The sequence below is a fragment of the Pseudomonas sp. P106(2024) genome (assembly GCF_057480815.1).
In genome coordinates this window covers 135644-153595 of the sequence record NZ_JBLIYU010000008.1, presented here as the reverse complement: position 1 = coordinate 153595, position 17952 = coordinate 135644, and the positions used below count along the sequence as shown (strand labels likewise).

Below are 17952 nucleotides of genomic sequence, written 5' to 3'. Positions count from 1 at the left end.
CGTCATCCCGCACAATGCACTGAACTCAAAATACAAAGGCGCTCGCCAGGATTTCGAAACCGAACAAGAACTTTGGCTGGGCGTCGGTATGAACTGAAACGGTGCCGGCAGCATGGGAAATCCGCAGCAACGCATCGGTGCGCCCGTGGCTCATGAGCTTGCGCAGCACCGGCAGTCCGGCAGGCAAGTCGATGATGATTTCATGGACCCGTCCTCGGATGGTCTCACCGAGGTAGTCGCTAAGCGATGGCGTTCTGCCCAGAAAGGGCGTGAAGAAGAAGCGAGAATCCACACGGACAGAAAAACCGTTGCTATGGGCGCAGCGATACCACAGCCGGGAAAGCAACCGATAAAACATTACTTTGAAATAATTGCGTAGGCTACTACGCGTGAAGCCCAACTCACTTAGGCACTCCAGAGCCCCGTCAGACATGCAAATGCGAGTATTTGAAATAGGCAATGTTTCAAATTTCTGCCGAAACAGCATCAGCGTGAGCGCGAACACGCACGATCCCCGTTCGCGGATCCCTAGGGAACTGTTGGCGTTATGCAGGCAATGACGATGGCGCCGAAGTAGCCTCGACTTCCAGAATGACACAAACCGTCGATAGACCACATCCACCTGCCGCGGTTGTGTCAGGCTATCCTCGCCCCCTCTCATGTCTAATGCCACCCGGTATCGTCGTAGGGTCGAGTCTTCTTCGAACGCGTCATAAAAACTGTGAGGTTGAATCAGAACGGGAGGATTTATAGGACCCTCCTCCAACCGCATGGTGTCTAAAATTCCCAGACGCTGAAGACGCGCCAAGGTGCTAAATAGCCGCAAACTATGAGCGGCACGCTGAGCACAGAGACCCGAGCGCAAGCTGTCGAGGATCACTTTCAAGCTGGGCACGGCATAACCGCAGGTAGCACACGGCTGACTGTTCCGATCGGGACAAAAGTCCGCGGCATCAGCACATTGCGCGCACAAAGATTTTAGTTCAATCCGATGCCATGGACACCACCGGACACATCGCAAATGGAAAAAGAGCGAAAGGTAGCCTGAGTCAGCGGCACACAGTGGGCAGTACTGCAATTTATCCATGACACGCGGGGCAAAAAATTGTGCAACGCTGCCAATGAAGTGCGTATTCGCCAGGTAGGGACGCCCGGGCGCATACAATCCCTGAATCGTTGCGCTGGCCACGCTGCCGTGGCGCCACCGATGGTCGCCTTCGCCAGGACTGAAAGCCAGCAACAAAGCGCGTGCCGGTACCCCGTTGATGACCGCAGCTCTTTGCACAGTAGCAAAGGCCGCTTCGAAGGGGGTGGGAAACCCATCAGGAAAGAAATAGCCACGGTTATAATGCATCACAAAAAGCCCGTAGGTTGCTTTTTTGCACTGCTTCACTCACCCAGCGAGGATCAAGCTCCATGGAGGTGCTGTCCTTGGCTGCGAGACTGAGCAATAGATTAAGTATCGACTCACACAGATGCTCCATAGGAATGTTGTTCATATAAGGTCCGGAGGTACTGGACGACAACTCGAGCCAAAGCGGCTCGGTGACACGCGCTAAACGAAATCCTGCCGAGAAGGCCTTGGGTATGAAATGCGCGGTATAGCTCGTCCCGGAACCCGAGGGGAACTCGGAGCCTGTATCATAGGCATTCAATATCACGCCGAGCTCATCCACGCCGCGACAACCAGGGTAAGTCAATACTTCGGTTAAAAACCGCGCCATCAACTGCTGCTCACGTGTCGCCTTAATCATGGTGATTTGTGCGTCAATGTCCGGCTGGGCAAAGGCAATCAGCGTCATGCAGATGCTCTTCGCCTGTAACAGATTGTAGAGATCCGCCAAGTCGAAGTAGTCCACCGGCAATAATCTTTGAACCTCATCAATCACCAAAAGATACTGCCCGGCTTGCTGCCCGACCAACAATGATTCCACATGAGCTACCAAATGATAACGCAAATCCACGCGCTCCTTTGGATGAATATTTTCAGTATAGCAAAGCTCACGACAAAGATTATTAGGATGTCGTGTCTTACGCTTCAGCGCTATATAAAAAGCAACATGACATTCAGGAAACTGTTTTTTTAGCTGCTCGGCCACAAACACGGCGCAACGACTTTTGCCAACCCGTGATTGCCCACGAAACATCACTGCGGAACGCCTCATTGCAACCCGATCAAGGCACAACCGCACCGCCCAATTTAACGCTGGCGTGATGATACGTGCCTGCTTGCTGATTAAGGGATGCGTTATATTCATGCCCCCCCCCGATTATCGGCTTGTCCTGCTGCGGGAAGACCGGGATATTCCTGATCCGGCTGAAGCAAGTAGTCCTTAACTGGCTTCTTCACAGGTACGACGGCGCGTGGCAGTGTCGACAGGCTCGGATCCTCGGCCTGCTTAACCAGCAGCGCCCGGTTGGGTTCGTTGTGGCGAATAAAATAGTCACAGATCTGTTGACTGGGTGGAAGGTCCTCTGTGATAGTCAACGCTCGTTGACCAATCAATGAATTTACCAAACGTCTAATGTACGGAGTATGCCTAAAGGTCGCCCACCAACCGCAGGCGTGGAGTACACCTATTGCTGCACCATTGGGTAGAAAAGCGTTGACAGCGCGATAATCATGCTCGTCAATTTCCACACACAATTTGAGCCCGATCAGATCAAAGTTGGCCGCCAAATGCTCACTGGTATACCTGACCCGATCCAGCATGATGTATGGCCGTCGCCCTTCCGCCAAACTTCCGCGCACCGTCACATACTTAGTAATCAAGTCGACTTTCAGCCGCTCACGGCGTTCAACGGCAATGCGTGGTAGTATGGCGGCTTGACTCATATACTGTCGAATCAAGCCCAACGGCGAAAACATGCCAATACCTTCCGAAGGTTCCGTATTATAATTGGCTAGCGCAACGTCCAATGCTTGGATAAATCGTGTCAGATCCAACTGATACTCAACGGCTTTTTCCTGTGCGCCATCCGCTCTACCATGGCGAGGGTGACTACCGGTTGTCGATGGTAATAAAGCTGTGTGTCGTACCACCTCCGCAAAAAGTCGCTCGATCTTTGCGCGCGTTTCAAAACGCCCGGTTGGGCCCAAATAATGGTGAAAGCCAAAATCCTGCCGAGCTTGAAGCGTAATTTTCTTAGCAATATTGGAAAGATGCGAGTCAACACTAAGCACACTAAACATGACACCGCAACATTCCTCAATCACGCTTGAAGGAAAACCCGCATCGACTTTGTAGGAAAAATTTGTGTTTTCCAGCGTTTGCGCCTTCCACCCTCCCAAACTTGCCCGCACAAGCACTTCGCGAACGTCACTGGCCCCAGGCTGGCTTCGTAAGACCAATTTGTAGGCAAGCACGGCATGGGAATATTGATCAATAGCAGCGAGTAACCACATGCGATCTAACGGAATCGGGAACATCAAGCCATTTACTTGCTCCACCAACAAAACAAAAAAAGCACTGATAAAATGGCCATCCAACTCCACAATGTCGAACGGGCGCTGCGCGGCTAGGTAAGGCCGGTGCCCGGTACCGGTGACAATATGCGCTCTCGCCTCGGAACTGCCATGCGCATTGATGTACGAGCCCGGAACATGGTTACGCAGAGCGAGAATATAACGGCGTATGCTCACGCGTCCCTGATACTTAGTCGTATAAGGCCAACCACGATGATCGGGGGCTATGGCGTGCAAAACCTGCATGAACTTTTTGGTGAGGAACGCTATAGCATTCCTATGATCATCGAGCATCTGTGCAGAGTCTTTAAGAACTGCGACCATCCGCTCTTCAATTTCGGGGTATGTCTCGAGTAACTGCTGAAGGCAGCCTGACATCCCCCCCTGCTGGCCACTGTATTTATTGCCCGATGGTTTGCGCCGTTCGTAGGGTTTGAGATGAATATGGGGAAGCAGCGCTCTTTCGCCAATACACTGGCCTTGGTCATCCAAAGTCAGAAAGCGGGACGCTAATCGATTAACTTCCCAGCCTTTTAGGTGGGTCCTCTGCTCGATTGCGCGCAAAGCGTGACCTTCAATGTACATCTGCACTGCGGTGCGACGCCGACAGAACAGCTGCCAGTGCTCCTCGGGGACTGCCGAGGCTGGTAATCTCGGCCAGTTCCCGGCTTGCACGGTCTGGGGGATCACAACCCGCTTCATGGCCGTTCAACTTTGCAAGACCATGTGGTCTGCAGGTTTGGGGTGAAAGCATCAATGGTTAACTCTACCTGCCCTTTGATTGCCAAACGGCTGAGTCCGCCGACCAACTCCGTCATGTCTAGGTTGGGTAGTATTTGCGCCAAGCTGCCAATGGTACCGGTTCTATTTAGCCCGACGGTTTGAAAAAGAAGCGCTTCCGTTGCGTTGATATCCACACTCCAACGCGTCAACGCCACGAAATTTGCCAATCTTAGCAAGGGCATAACTTGATAATGACGGGCGTCGCGTGTTGACTCATCGAAGAGTCGGTAAAGAGCACCGGCAGCCTGCGCCAACTCCTTCTGAACCTTCAGCTGCTCATGCGCCTCTAGATCATCAATGTATCCCGGCTTCACCTCATGCCACTCGATAAGGCCCTCGACATTAGTCGCAATCGCATCAAGTTTTACCTTGCGCCCGCCTCGCTGGTCTGCATTGAACTCTTCGCCTTGTGGCTTCCAGAAAGCTACTATTGATGGGTCAAACTCAAGATAGATTAGCCAGTGCGCGACTTCACGATGGCTTTCTAGAATCAGGTCATTATTGGATTTCAAACTATAAACATGCCAAATACTGCTGCGTACAGATCCGCGATTACGCATCTGAGCAATCAAGGCATTGCTGGGCGTCGCTTGCTTCGTACTTTTTTTAGACATATCTACACCCTCAACATAGACTTCATGCTTAGGTAGATATGCCAACCCCTCGCGGATGTCTTCTATGACGAATGGGGGCGGATTCCACAATGTGATAATCGCACAGTTGCCCCACACCCATGATGCCTATTGGGAATAAAAGGCACCGCATAGCGTAAGAAAGATAATAAGCCGCTACGAAATCACAAGCATAGAGGAAGCGACGCGATGAAAACGTTATCCATGCCAGGTCTCACACCATCCCTATTTGACCGTCAAACAATTGATTATATACGCGATTTCCAAAATTACTATGAAGGTGGCCTTCCCTGTACAGCTGAAGAGTTGTGCCTCTATCTGCTGCATAGCTTCCGAGGTACCCCTACCAAAATCGGTCGGATCCTAACAGCGTTCTCTCGCTATCATCGAACACTCGGACTTGCAGATCCTACCCAATGCCCCTCCGTGTTAAGGCTCTGCAGAGAGTTCGAGAAAGTAACATGCTTACAAGCACCTATATCTTCACAAACGACTCCTACATTTCATTGTGTCTCCGAACTGACTAAAATGTTAAAAGGCGAGATCGCTCGCCACCGACACGAGCTCAAAAAAGCCCGCGCCCTTCTGAACCATGACAGAGCACACCTGATACATCATAAACTCCTCAAATCAGTGCGTAATCGAGCGATATTGCTCGTTTCTTACTGGTACGGATTGGAGATGAATGAGACTTGCGCACTGAGCCTGGAGGACGTGGTGGTGACGCCAAAAAGAATACAGATAACAGTTCGCCCAACCCCAAAGACCCATAAGTCGCCTCCCCAGCTTTTGACTATGGGTTATTTACCTCAGCTATGTCCAGTGCGAGCAACTCACGCTTGGTTAGGACTTTGCAAAATTAGCGAGGGACTCCTGTTCCCAGACATTAGAGCGGGCGAACTACTAGCTGACACGCCCGCAACTAACCTACAAAATTATTTTAGGTCCCGAGCAAAGCGCATTACACCTGATGCGTTAAAAGGACCGATTGTGTGGAGAAACGGATTACTGGCTTTTCTGCTGGATTGTGGATGGTCAGCAGCGGACATCACGCAGTGCTTACCCCAGTATCGGAGAAAGCACATTCGGCATCTTCAAAAGGAGTTCCAAAAACAAGGACGCAATCGACAGGACTTACCAATAGATAGGGTCCTGACGACCATCTTGAGCCATTACACCCGATCAGCAGAAAGCTATATATCCTCAAGAACCTAAAACAGCAATCCTTATTGCGTAACTGCAAGCTTATTCGCCAATTTTTAGTAACAACGCTCCAGCTCAACTAAACCCTCACCTCGAAAGCACCAAGTAAATATTAAAATCCGCGAGCTGACAGGAACGCAAACCATTGAAATGCCGAGATTATCGACTAGCCAGAAATTGGAAGATTTAGTTAAGATGACTCCTCAGTAGCGAATGGACAGGGCGATCGCCTCGCTCGGCGTCTGGTGTTTTTCCAGCAGCCCCAGCACGTCCTTCTTCAACTGCTCCTGCCTGTCGATCAGCGCCAGGTCGCGGAACTTGTAGTCCAGGTCGGCATAGCTTTCCGATACGCCGGCATTGAGGTGGTTCTTGCCGAAGGTGTGCACGATGTGCTTGGACTTCCAGATGTCGTACTGGCTGAACACCTGGTCCCGCGGCAGGTGCCTGGCAACCGAGAACGGCACCCGGGTCAGCAGGCAGTAGTTCATCTTGTACTTGTGGAACTGGTAGTGCTCCAGGGAGTGGACGAACGACACGTACCAGATATAGGTGGCGATCACTTCGATGTTGAAGTCCCTGTCGCCGGACTGGCACGGCAGGTTGACGTAACGGCACAGCTCGGCAACCCAGTTGTTGATGTAGGGCTCGGAGCCGTCACGCAGCAGGTCGTCGTAGCTGGCCGAGACGAACTTCAGCACCGCCGCGTAGTAGTCGCGGTACTGGGCATTGAGCGCGTGCTGGCCATTGAGGTACTGGTCGAACGGTATGGCGAACCTGATCTCGAATTTCTGGGTCAGCGCCTGGTCCTCGGTCTGGCGTTTGTTGTACATGTTCAGGGCGTTTTCATAACCGACCTTGTAGAAGGTCTGCGCCGAGTAGTAGCCGATGCAGCTATAGAGGAACTTGTCGGCGATGCCGGTGGTTTCGCGCAGCGACAGCGGCGACTCCTTGAACTGGTGATTGAGCATCAGGATATAGGCGGTGTGCGGGTCCATCAGTTTGTGGAAATTGCAATCCTTGGGCACCAGGTTGAACAGGAATGCCGCGCCCATTTCGGCGAAGAACAGATGGTGGTGCAGGTGCGCGCCAAGGATGAAGAACACCATGGTGTTGGACATGAAGTACACCTTGGCCAGGTCCCAGTCCGGCTCGCCCGGGCCGACGCTGAAGCCGTCGCGCAGGGTGATGCGCATGCTGTCGGCGGCAAAATCCTCGGCGATGGCGATGCTGGCCACGTCGAACACCGAGCTGGACAGGCGGATCTCACGGGTGAAGCCACGCATGTCGAAGGTCGACACGCCATCGACCGTCTGCAGGTAGTGGGTGATCTGCGACGACATCAGGAACACCCGCAGGTCCTCGTCCGAGATGGCCGTCGGCTGTGGGAACTGACCCAGCGGTACCTTGTAGTAGTCGCGGTTGGCCTTGATGATCGACTGGATGTAGTTGTGGTAGACCTTGTCCTTTCTCCAGCGGTAGACCAGCTCGGCGGGCAGCTTCTTGGGGATGTAGCCCATGTGGTAGTCGGTGCCCGGGATCGGCGTGCTTTCCATCGAGATGGAATCGCGGTTGTAGTGGCGATAGCCGAAGTAACGAGGCAGCAGCCATTTCAGCTGAACCCACTTCCAGGCCAGGAAGCTGGTGCCGAGATTGACCGCGTACAACGCCAGCAGCAGCGGTACGAACTTCACGTAGTACAGGCCCACGTACACATGCTTCAACGGCTCGGCGCGGGTCTTGCTCATCAGTATGATCACGGGGCTGACGGTGATGAAAAACGCCAGCAGGATGACTTCCAGCATGCTTCAAACTCCTTGTTCGATCGCTTTGTTCTTGTTGCGGCTTGCGCCGTAGCTGTACAGGCAGGCGCCTGTAAAAATCACGTTGACGATGCTCCAGGCGAGCGCCGCGTCAGGGCTGTACCAGCCCGTCAGGTCGAAGGCCGGCAGGTTCATCAGGGGTGTGTCGCCGGCCAGCGTGCGCACGAACAGGTAGAAACCGAAGGTGTAGGCACGGGCCTGGAAGTACAGGTCCGAGCGGCGCAGCAGCAAGGCGTAGGCCACCGGCGCCAGCAACAGCGGCAGGGCGTAGCCGAAGGTGGTGATCCGCGCCGAGTACAGGAAACACAGGTTCCAGGTGGTGTAGAGGTAGGGCCAGTAGGCCGGGACATGCACCACGAAATCACTGTGTCGCCCGGAAACCTCCCAATGCTTGCGCGAGTACGGCAGGCAGACGATCAGCCCCACGGCGGCGACGATGTTGAGGATGTTGCCGGTCTGCCAGTCGATCACCGAGGCCTCGATGATGTTCAGCACGATCACCAGGTAGATCAGCTTGTAGATGAAGCCTTCGATCCTTGGCTTGTAGCGGGCATAGGCCAGGAAACACATGGGCAGCAGCACGCTGATGGTCTTGATGCGCATGAACAGGTTGGCGTTGGGCACCAGCAGCGCCGGCAGCGACAGCACGAAGAAGGTCAGGCCCACCAGGCGGTAGCGCCTGAACAGCTCGGCGACCAGCAGGAAGGCGGCGAAGAAGGCCAGCATCAACAGCAATGTGTTCGGCATGAGGGGTTTCCCTACTCGTTCATGGATCGATGTGCGGCGTGAACGCCGGGCACGGCAAAGCCTGCCGCGCACGCCCGGGCCAGAGGCCGGGGACGGTGGAGCAATGGACAGGCGTTGCAGGTATCAGGTGACTGGCAAGAGGGCCGCAATGCGGCCTGGCTCAGGCCTTGCCGAGGACGTGGGCTTCAGCTTCCAGCCATTTCCTCACGGCTTCGGGCATCGCCGCGGTGGTGGGCTGCACCTTGAGCTTCTCGGCGATCACCGCGTTGGCGACCAGGCCCTTGCGGCCAACCCAGGCGCCTTTGGAGTAGCCAGTCACGACCACGTCGCCTGCGCTGTTGAAGAAGCTGTACTGGAAGTAAGTCCAGTTCTCGTCGAGGCAGCAGATGCTGAATTCAGCTGTGTACTTCTCGAACATTGAAAGTTGCTTCTTGTAGACGACCAAGTTGCCGCCGAGCATCGGCTTCCAGCCCAACTTGAAGGCTGGAATGAGGATTTTCGCGCGCAGACAAAGTTCCAGCATGAACAAATCGGCGATGGTCATGTAACGGCCATTGTTCATGTGCTTGTTGATGTCGATATCGTTCGGCCAGACCCGCAACGTGCGGTGCAGCGTGTCGGTCAGGGCCATGGGCGGCTTGAAGAAACCACGCAGAACAGCCAGCAACAGGCGGATGTAAAGGTTCATCCGGTTATCCCTCCCTAGGATTTTTTATTATCGTTCCCTGTTCAACCAACCGTTGATTAATCGGTTGGCTGCAAGCGGCGCATTGCAGGCCTGCTTGTTTGCCTCTCAGCGGTGGCGAAACTAACAGCTTTCACCGGGAGCAACCAGAGGCCAACACCTTAATTACTCTAAAAACGCCAACTGAATAACCGGTCACGTTCGGACTTTATATTCAATTGATGCTGAAACGTTTGTTCTTTTATTGGAAAACTATTCGTCGCGGTGCTCCGCTAGTCCATGTGCTTGCACAATGCCTGGCGTAATGCCTCGGGCACTGCAACCGGCTGCTTGCTCTCAGGGCAGACGCACACCTGGGTCATGCTGGCGCGAAAGCAGACCTCGCCACCGGCGCCGCGCGCCTCGACGGCAAAACTGAACGAAGTGGTACCCGGCTCGCCACTGCTGACCTGCACGCTGATCAGATCATCCCAAGCCATGGGTGCCAGGAACTCGATGGACAGGGCCCGCGCCGGCGGCATCACGCCCATGGCGAACAACCTGCGCAGGCCTTCGCCGCCCAGGCAGTGGGAGAGAAACTCGTGGACCGCCTCGATGACGAAATAGGAGATACGCGGTGTATAGACGATCCCGGCGGGGTCGCAGTCGCCGAACAGGATCTTGCGGGTGGTGACAAAAGGCATGGCGTTGGGTGCTCCGTGCTAGGAATGCCTGGCAGGCCATACTAACGCACACGGTAAAACGGCTGGCACCTTGACTTACCCCCGCACTGCCCGCCAAGTACATTTTCCAACCCTGATCCCTTATGATGCTGAATGGTTTCTCCAGCCTCAGGATGCCCAATGCTGACCGCCCTGCTGTTCGACCTCGATGGGACCCTCACCGATACCGACACCTTGCACCTGCAAGCCTTCCGCAAGCTGCTGTTCGACCATGACGGTCGCGAGCTGACGCAGGAGCAGTTCAACACTCAGGTCAGCGGCCGCGCCAACGGCCTGTTGTTCGCCGAACTGTTCCCACAGGCCGATGCCGCCAGCCGCCAGGCCTTGGCCGAGCGCAAGGAAGCACTGTTCCGTGAGCTGTCACCGACACTGGCGCCGATGCCCGGCCTGCTGCGCCTGCTGGACCACGCCGAACGACAGGGAATCGGCATGTGCGTGGTGACCAACGCGCCGCGCCTGAACGCCGAACACATGCTCGGGGCCATGAGCCTGGGCGCACGTTTCGAGCATGTGCTGGTAGCGGACGAACTGGCCCGACCCAAGCCCGATCCCCTGCCCTACCTCACCGGGCTGCAGCGCCTGGGAGCCAAGGCCGGGCAGGCGCTGGCGTTCGAGGATTCGCTGCCGGGGGTCAAGGCCGCCGTCGATGCCGGAATCTTCACCGTGGGGCTGGCGACCACCCAGCCTGCCGAACGGCTGATGGAGGCTGGGGCTAGCCTGGTGATCGAGACGTATGATGATCCGCGGTTGTGGGATCTGATCGAACGGATGCAGCGACAGTGTGATTGATCGGAAAATCCCTCATATCACGACCTTGCTCCAACGCCCCGCCAGGAACAGGTAGTCGACCCAGAACACCTGGTGCAGCAGGACGATCCCCCAGAACACCACCTGGTAGGAGACCTTCCGGGTCTTGTGCCGAAACAGCTGCTGCGCCACCAGCGCGCCCGGCCAGCCGCCCAGCAGCTCACTGGCGTGCAGCACCTTCTCGGGGGTACGCCAAGCCTGGCTGCGGGCTTGCTGTTTGTCCTGCCAGTACAACAACAGGCTGACCAGGCTCGCCGCCAGGTACATTGCCAAGGGCAGCCATGTTCGGCCGCCCAGGCCCATTTGCACACCGCCGAAAAGCGGCAACAGGCATAGTACCACCAGCATCAGCATTTTCAGGCGTAAATGGCGTATGCCCGCCTCGCCCGTGGGCGCGTTATGCCTGCGCGCCATGTCAGCCGTGCGCCGTCGACCAATCGACCCAGCCGAATTCCCAGGTCGCCAGGATCAGCAGGCCGAAGGCGATCCGGTACCAGGCAAACACCGCATAGCTGTGGTTGGCGATGAACTTGAGCAGCCCGCGCACAGCGATCATGGCGAAAATGAACGACACCACGAAACCGAGCGCGAACACCGGCAAGTCACCCGGCTGGAACAACTCACGGTACTTGTACCCCGAATACACTGCCGCACCGACCATGGTGGGCATCGCCAGGAAGAACGAGAACTCGGTGGCCGCCTTGCGCGACAGGCCGAACAACAGGCCACCGATAATGGTCGAGCCCGACCGAGAGGTGCCGGGGATCATTGCCAGGCACTGGACGAAACCGATCTTCAGCGCATGGCTCCAGCGCATCTCGTCGACATGGTCGACCTCCACGCGGTGCTGGCGACGCTCGGCCCACAGCATGATCACCCCGCCCACCACCAGCGCGGCGGCGACGGTAACGGGGTTGAACAGGTACTCGTGGATCAGGTCGGCGAACAGCACGCCCAACACCACCGCCGGGAAGAACGCGATCAGCAGGTTGGCGGTGAAGCGCCGCGCCGGCACCTGCGTGGGCAGGCCCAGTACCACGTCGAGGATCTTGCGCCGGAACTCCCACACCACCGCCAGGATGGCCCCCAGCTGAATGATGATGTTGAACGCCATGGCGCGTTCGCCGCCAAAGCCGATCACGTCGGCAACGATGATCTGGTGCCCGGTGCTCGAAATGGGCAGGAACTCCGTCAGCCCCTCGACCACGCCCAAGATGATTGCCTGCAAGGCACTCCAAAAATCCATCCTTCCCCCAAGTGCGACGCTGCGCATGGCAGGCCGCTTGTTTTGATTGACTCAATGATGCCGCACGCGGCGCGTGCTTTTTACAGTGACTGTAGCTGCCAAGGCCAGCTGAAAAACGCGGTTGCCTAAAGGTTTCATCTGACGCGGCCGAAATCCTAGCAGAGCCTGTGTTTCAAGGCTTGCGTTAGCTGCTACACGGGATGTCAAGAAAGACTCATTAGCCGTTGGTCGAGTGGGGGCCGGCGGCAAAGCATGCTTGGATGCCCTGGATAAAAAGAACAAAGACTGGAGTAACGCATCATGAAGACCCTGAGGTCGATGTCGATCAGCCGCCGTCTGTGGCTGATCCTGCTGGTGGCCGTGGCCATGCTGCTGGTGCTGGGCCTGCTGATGCTGCGCCAGCTCCACGGCGACCTGTACCAGGCCAAGGCCGAAAAGACCCGCCACGTGGTGCAGACCGCCGCCGGCATCCTGACGTATTACCAGGGCCTGGAGGCCGCCGGCACGCTCACCCGCGAAGCCGCGCAGCAACAAGCCCTGCAAGTGGTGCGCGGCCTGCGCTACGACCAGAACGACTATTTCTGGATCAACGACCTGCACCCGAAGATGATCATGCACCCGGCCAACCCCAAGCTCGATGGCCAGGACCTCTCGGCCATCCGCGACCCGGATGGCTTTGCCGTGTTCAACGAAATGGTCGCCCTGGCCCGCAGCCAGGGCGCGGGGCCGGTCGACTATCGCTGGCCCAAACCGGGCGCCAGCGAACCGGTGGAGAAAACGTCCTATATCCAGTTGTTCAAGCCCTGGGGCTGGATCATCGGCTCGGGGGTGTACATCGACGACGTGCAGGCCGAGTTCGCCCGCCAGCTGCGTGACGCCTCGCTGTTGGGCCTGGGCATTGCCCTGCTGATGGCCCTGCTGGTGATGCTGATCGCCCGCAGCATCGCCCGTCCGCTGCAGGAAGCCGTGCAGGCCATGGGCAACATCGCCAGCGGCGAAAGCGACCTGACCCGACGCCTGGACACCCATGGGCGTGATGAAATCACTCACCTGGGCGAGCACTTCAACCGCTTCAACGGCAAGTTGCAGGGCGTAATCGGCCAGTTGCAGGGCGCCGCCCATGCCCTGGCCGAGTCGGCCGGCCATGTCGGCGACAACGCAGGCGCGGCCCAGGCCCGCAGCACCCAGCAATCGCTGCAAATGGACCAGGTGGCCACCGCCATCAACGAGGTTTCCTACGCTGTGCACGACGTGGCCAAGCACGCCGAACAGGCCTCCAGCGAGATGCGCAACGCCCAGACCCAGGTCGGCCACGGCCAGCAGGCGATCCACGGCAGCCTGCAGCAGATCGACCGGCTCTCGGCGACCATCGAGCAGGCGGTGCAGGTGATCCGCGAACTGGCCAGCCACAGTACGAAGATCGGAGGTGTTCTCGAGGTGATCCGCTCGATCGCCGAACAGACCAACCTGCTGGCGCTCAACGCCGCCATCGAGGCCGCTCGCGCCGGTGAACAGGGCCGTGGTTTCGCCGTGGTCGCCGACGAGGTGCGCCTGCTGGCCCAGCGCACCGCCCAGTCGACCGCCGAGATCCAGACCATGATCGAGCATCTGCAAGGGCAGTCGGAGGCCGCGGTACGAGCCATCGACACCAGCAGCGAAGCTTCGCGCCAGACCGTTGAGCAGGCCCGCGAGGCCGGCAGCAGCCTGGATGCCATCAGCCAGGCGCTGGGCAACCTGGGCGCGCTCAACGCCTCGATCGCCAGCGCCACCCTGCAGCAGTCCCATGTGGTCGAGGAAATCAACCGCAACGTCACCGAAACAGCCGACCTATCGCAGCAGACCGCCGAGGCGGCGCGCCAGTCCAGCGACGCCGGGGTGGCCCTGGCGCGGCTGAGCGAAGAGCTGGAGCAACTGTTGCGCCAGTTCAGGGTCTAGCGGCGGCAAGCGGCGGGCTGATACGTCCGCCCGCTGCTTGAAGCGTCCCGCTCGAAGCGGTTAGCATCCCGCCTTTCCCCGCCCAAGGATCGCCGATGTCCGGCCTCGAACTCTTCGCCGCCGCGCTCGGCGTCATCGCCGTCTGGCTCACCGTCAAGCAGAACCCCTGGTGCTGGCCGATCGGCCTGGTGATGGTGGTGCTGTACAGCTGGATCTTCTACGAGGTGAAACTGTACTCGGACATGCTCCTGCAACTGGTCTACGCGGTGCTGCAGCTGTACGGCTGGTGGCAGTGGACCCGGCCGGACCGCATCGAGGACGCCCGCCAGGTGACCCGCCTGGCCCCTGCGCCAATGCTCAAAGGCCTGGCGGCCGGCCTGCTGGCCAGCCTGCTGCTGGGCGCGGGCATGGCGCACTGGACCGACGCCGCCCAGCCCTGGCTGGACGCCGCCCTCACAGGTTTCAGCCTGGTGGCGCAGCTGTGGATGGCGCAGAAGCGTCTGCAATGCTGGGCGTTGTGGGTGGTGGTGGACGTGATCTTCGTCGGCCTGTTCCTGTACAAGGGCCTGTACCTCACCGCCGCGCTCTATGCCCTGTTCACCCTGATCGCCGTGCGCGGCTGGCTGGAGTGGCGCCGCGATCCGGCGCTGGCGGCGGCATGAAGGTCCTGGTGCTGTGCGGCCCGGAGTCCAGCGGCAAGAGCTGGCTGAGCGGCGAGATCCAGGCGCATTTCGGCGGCGTGCTGGTAGGGGAATATGTCCGCCACTTCATGGACTGTGAGCAACGTGACACCTGCTACGCCGACATCCCCGCCATCGCCCGCGGTCAGCTGGCTTGGGAAGACCAGGGCCGAGAGCAAGCGCCGGAACTGCTGATTCTCGATACTCACCTGCTCAGCAACATCCTCTGGAGCCGGGCACTGTTTGGCGACTGCCCTGCCTGGATCGAGGAGGCACTGAAGGCGCGCCACTACGACCTGCACCTGCTGCTACGCCCCGAAGGCGTCGAATGGGTCGGTGATGGACAACGCTGCCAACCACGACTGGAAGAACGCCAGGCGTTTTTCGACGACAGCCTGGCCTGGTTGCAAGGTCACCGGCAGAATCTACAGGTCATCGACGGTGACTGGCCGCAACGTAGCGCCAAGGTGCTGAGCTCGGTGCAACGCTTGCTTGACGGAAAAGCACCGGTTTTCCCCACTGAATGTTAAGCCGCTGATACACATCGAACGGCCATAGCCCCCGGATTTGCGCGTAATCCCACCGTTTCGGGGGCAGTGTCACACCGTTGATACACCTGCGGCGAATTCCCCTCGAAGCCCAGTATTGCAGGGTTTGACCCTCTCCTCACCCGAGATCTGTCTCAGCCCTGATACAACAATTCTCTGACGCACCAGCACTTCCCACCCAAGATCCTGATTCTTAAGCAATAACCAAAACCGGCACAGCTTCTGCTCTTCTTCTGGCAACGCGGCCCCTGGCCCAAACGCCGAAGAAGGAATTGCCATCGTGGGGAAACCAGAAAAAGGCAAGATCTGTCACCTCCTGCTGCTTGGCTGCGCTTTGGGATCCAGCTTCAGCCTGCCCGCCCAGGCAGACAACGGCATCGTCGTCATCACTCGCGAGGTGCAGACCCGCAGTGCGATCCGCGCGCCCATGATCCCCGACCCGAATCCAGTCACCGTCAACACTAACCCGTCCGCGCACATTCTCAGGCAGACCAGTGAGCTGAGCGATGGCGACTTCGCCGGCATCACCAGCGGTGCAGGGATCAACTCGCTGATCACCCAGCAGACCAATACCATCGGCGCCAACATCGGCAACCAGACCCAGTTGCCCAACATCGCCGGCGGACGTGGCTCGGGCTCGGGCGGCAACGGTATCGCCAACATGGTCAATTCGAACGTCCAGCAAGGCCTGGGCGCGCTGAAAGTGCTCGGCGGAGGCCAATGACATGAGGCATTCGCTGCTGATTCTGGCCACGCTGTGCAGTGCTTCGGCCTTCGCCCAATCCCCCGTGACCAACACCGCCACTATCGACAGTTCCGGCGCGCAATACCAAGGCAACCTGGGCGTCAACCAGGCGGCCGGCGACCAGCAACAGCAGGTCAATGCACGGGCCATCGCCATTGGCCACGATGCCAACGCCAGCACACAGATCCGTCAGCGCCTGCGCACTCACGTCGACCCTGCGCTGGATGCGCAGTCCAGCATTCAGGGCACGGCGTTCAGTCACGGCAATGGCATCCTCGGTGTCAACCAGAGCGCCGGCGCCAGCAACCAGCAAGCCAACGCACTGCGCATCAGCGTCAGTGCCCAACCGCAAAGCATCGACGACAGCGTCCTTCTGCAACAGAACGTGGCGCTGGTCAACAGCTCGGATCCAACTGCCCAGACTCCCGGCCATCGCCAGGTCAGCACCAGCGACCAGGCATTCACCGGTAGCCGTGGCGTGGTGCAGTTGAATCAGAGTGCAGGGGTGGGAAACCGAACGGCCAACACCCTGAGCATCCGGGTCGCGGATTGACCCAAACAGGTAACAACAACACTTAACCTAAAATAAAGTACGGAGAACCACCATGAAACCCTCGATGGCACTCAAGCCTCTGGTTTTCGCAATTGCTGCGATCATGGCTGTGGCTGTACAAGCTGGGCAGAATGATCCGCGTGGCCATGGACACAATAATGGCCACGGCCACAACAACGGTCATCACACCCCTCCTCCTACCAAGATCCCGGTGTATGCCACCGCCAATGCCTGGGACAAGCAAAGCAGCACCAACAACCGCATCAACAATGAAGGCACCGTGAACGAAGCCGAAATGAGCAGCTCGGCTTCCGGCACCAGCGGCAACGTCGGTGTCAACGTGGCAGCCGGCGCCGGCAACCAGCAGGACAACGCCGCCGCCATCGCCAATGCCGGTGCCGACTCGAGCCTGGACAACAGCTTCGTGTTCGGCTCCGCCTCGGCCACCGCCGACGTGCGTCAGTACAGCAACAACAACAAGGTCAACAACTACGGTGTCACCAACTCCGGCGTCATGAGCGGCTCGGGCAACAACGGCAGCGGCAACATGGGCATCAACATTGCCGGTGGCGACCTGAACCAGCAGAAAAACACCATGGCCATTGCCAACTCCAATGCGCCACTGGGTAACGCCACCGCTACAGCCTCCGCCGACCAGAACGGCCCAGGCCTGGTCGTGAACAACAGCGCCGACCGCACCTATCGGGTCGATACGCTGACCTTGACCACCACCAGAAGCGGCAGCGCCTCGTACGACAAGGACTCCAGCTACAGCAAGGACAGCAGCGCCTCGTCGAGCTGGGATGCTGCAGGTTCGAACAGCTGGAATGCCAGTGGTTCCAACAGCTCCAGCGCCAGTGGTTCGCGCAGCCATGAATCGAGCTCTTCGGCAAGCGGTTCTCTGAACGCTTCGCTGGATGCCTCGGCCAATGGCAGCGTGACCCATACCCAGGACTTCGGTCGCCACGAACGCAGCCGCACCGACTCGTTCGATGCTTCGCTGAGCGCTTCGATCGACGCGTCGTATGACAAGTCGCACGAGAAGTCTTCCAGCTCCTCGTACGAAAAAGCCCGCGACTCTGCGTTCGAGAAAGCCTACGACTCCTCTTATGAGAAGTCGGGCAGCGCCTCCAACGAATCGTCCAAATCCGGCTCGAAGAGCTACAGCGAATCCAGCTCGTACGACCTGAGCAACACCGTGTCCTTCCAGGTGCTGACGCCTACCGGCTGGGCCAACCCTGTGACCAACACCGCCACCCTGAGTGGCTCGGTGAATGGCGGCAGCGGCAACCTCGGCGTGAACGTGGCAGCCGGTGTGGGCAACCAGCAAAGCAACTCGCTGGCCATCTCCAACACCTCGTTCTGACAGCTGTGACCTTG

The 17952-nt window shown here is 58.1% G+C and carries 17 protein-coding genes and 1 pseudogene; 8 read left to right on the top strand and 10 right to left on the bottom strand.

What is annotated here, in order from left to right; all coding sequences use genetic code 11:
* Positions 1–25: 25 nt before the first annotated feature.
* From AC25M7_RS15490 to AC25M7_RS15455, 8 genes are all read right to left on the bottom strand, one after another.
* Positions 26–1354, bottom strand: coding sequence for a hypothetical protein (locus AC25M7_RS15490; protein ID WP_144050974.1), 1329 nt, complete (start codon positions 1352–1354; stop codon positions 26–28).
* Entirely contained in the window at positions 1344–2258 is a 915-nt protein-coding gene (locus tag AC25M7_RS15485) for an ATP-binding protein (RefSeq protein ID WP_486971216.1), read from the bottom strand. Before AC25M7_RS15485 ends, AC25M7_RS15490 begins: the two co-directional genes overlap by 11 nt.
* Positions 2255–4051 carry a hypothetical protein gene (locus AC25M7_RS15480; RefSeq protein ID WP_371041613.1) on the bottom strand — a complete coding sequence of 599 codons (1797 nt, stop codon included), beginning with the start codon at positions 4049–4051 and terminating at the stop codon, positions 2255–2257. The genes AC25M7_RS15485 and AC25M7_RS15480 overlap by 4 nt, the downstream gene beginning before the upstream one ends.
* 113 nt (positions 4052–4164) lie before the next feature.
* Positions 4165–4863, bottom strand: coding sequence for a hypothetical protein (locus AC25M7_RS15475; RefSeq protein WP_486971215.1), 699 nt, complete (start codon positions 4861–4863; stop codon positions 4165–4167).
* A gap of 1424 nt (positions 4864–6287) precedes the next feature.
* Positions 6288–7886 carry a hypothetical protein gene (locus AC25M7_RS15470; protein WP_088853040.1) on the bottom strand — a complete coding sequence of 533 codons (1599 nt, stop codon included), beginning with the start codon at positions 7884–7886 and terminating at the stop codon, positions 6288–6290.
* Positions 7887–7889: 3 nt separating this feature from the next.
* On the bottom strand, positions 7890–8651 hold the full coding sequence (locus AC25M7_RS15465) for a hypothetical protein (protein WP_062360307.1): 762 nt from the start codon (positions 8649–8651) through the stop codon (positions 7890–7892).
* A gap of 160 nt (positions 8652–8811) precedes the next feature.
* The gene (locus AC25M7_RS15460; protein WP_213882972.1) at positions 8812–9282 is read right to left on the bottom strand and encodes a thioesterase family protein; all 471 of its coding nucleotides are present in this window, start codon (positions 9280–9282) and stop codon (positions 8812–8814) included.
* Between the two features lie 326 nt (positions 9283–9608).
* Positions 9609–10019, bottom strand: a complete 411-nt coding sequence (locus AC25M7_RS15455; RefSeq protein WP_028691548.1) for an acyl-CoA thioesterase — start codon at positions 10017–10019, stop codon at positions 9609–9611.
* 159 nt (positions 10020–10178) lie between these two features.
* Here AC25M7_RS15455 and AC25M7_RS15450 point away from each other — a divergent pair, with 159 nt between their 5' ends.
* Positions 10179–10847 carry an HAD family hydrolase gene (locus AC25M7_RS15450; RefSeq protein ID WP_028691549.1) on the top strand — a complete coding sequence of 223 codons (669 nt, stop codon included), beginning with the start codon at positions 10179–10181 and terminating at the stop codon, positions 10845–10847.
* Positions 10848–10859: 12 nt separating this feature from the next.
* On the opposite strand, the gene AC25M7_RS15445 is transcribed toward AC25M7_RS15450, so the two are convergent.
* Entirely contained in the window at positions 10860–11279 is a 420-nt protein-coding gene (locus AC25M7_RS15445; protein ID WP_028691550.1) for a DUF1294 domain-containing protein, read from the bottom strand.
* Between the two features lies 1 nt (position 11280).
* Positions 11281–12111: an undecaprenyl-diphosphate phosphatase gene (locus AC25M7_RS15440; RefSeq protein WP_069016612.1), complete on the bottom strand. Its 831-nt coding sequence runs from the start codon at positions 12109–12111 to the stop codon at positions 11281–11283.
* 300 nt (positions 12112–12411) lie between these two features.
* On the opposite strand from AC25M7_RS15440, the pseudogene AC25M7_RS15435 reads away from it, so the two are divergent.
* From AC25M7_RS15435 to AC25M7_RS15405, 7 genes and pseudogenes are all read left to right on the top strand, one after another.
* Positions 12412–13173 (top strand): annotated as a pseudogene (locus AC25M7_RS15435) (cache domain-containing protein); the annotation flags it as partial.
* 138 nt (positions 13174–13311) lie between these two features.
* A complete protein-coding gene (locus AC25M7_RS15430; protein WP_371877800.1) occupies positions 13312–14046 on the top strand; it encodes a methyl-accepting chemotaxis protein in 735 nt (244 codons plus the stop codon).
* A gap of 95 nt (positions 14047–14141) precedes the next feature.
* Positions 14142–14708, top strand: a complete 567-nt coding sequence (gene pnuC, locus AC25M7_RS15425) for a nicotinamide riboside transporter PnuC (RefSeq protein ID WP_028691553.1) — start codon at positions 14142–14144, stop codon at positions 14706–14708.
* Complete coding sequence (locus tag AC25M7_RS15420) at positions 14705–15256, top strand: AAA family ATPase (RefSeq protein WP_028691554.1); 552 nt, start codon at positions 14705–14707, stop codon at positions 15254–15256. Before pnuC ends, AC25M7_RS15420 begins: the two co-directional genes overlap by 4 nt.
* A 298-nt stretch (positions 15257–15554) precedes the next feature.
* Positions 15555–15998, top strand: coding sequence for a hypothetical protein (locus tag AC25M7_RS15415; RefSeq protein WP_186595817.1), 444 nt, complete (start codon positions 15555–15557; stop codon positions 15996–15998).
* Position 15999: 1 nt separating this feature from the next.
* Positions 16000–16572 (top strand): hypothetical protein, encoded by a 573-nt coding sequence (locus AC25M7_RS15410; protein ID WP_062360313.1) that lies wholly within the window; start codon positions 16000–16002, stop codon positions 16570–16572.
* A 52-nt stretch (positions 16573–16624) separates the two neighbouring features.
* Entirely contained in the window at positions 16625–17938 is a 1314-nt protein-coding gene (locus AC25M7_RS15405; RefSeq protein WP_062360314.1) for a hypothetical protein, read from the top strand.
* Positions 17939–17952: the final 14 nt, after the last annotated feature.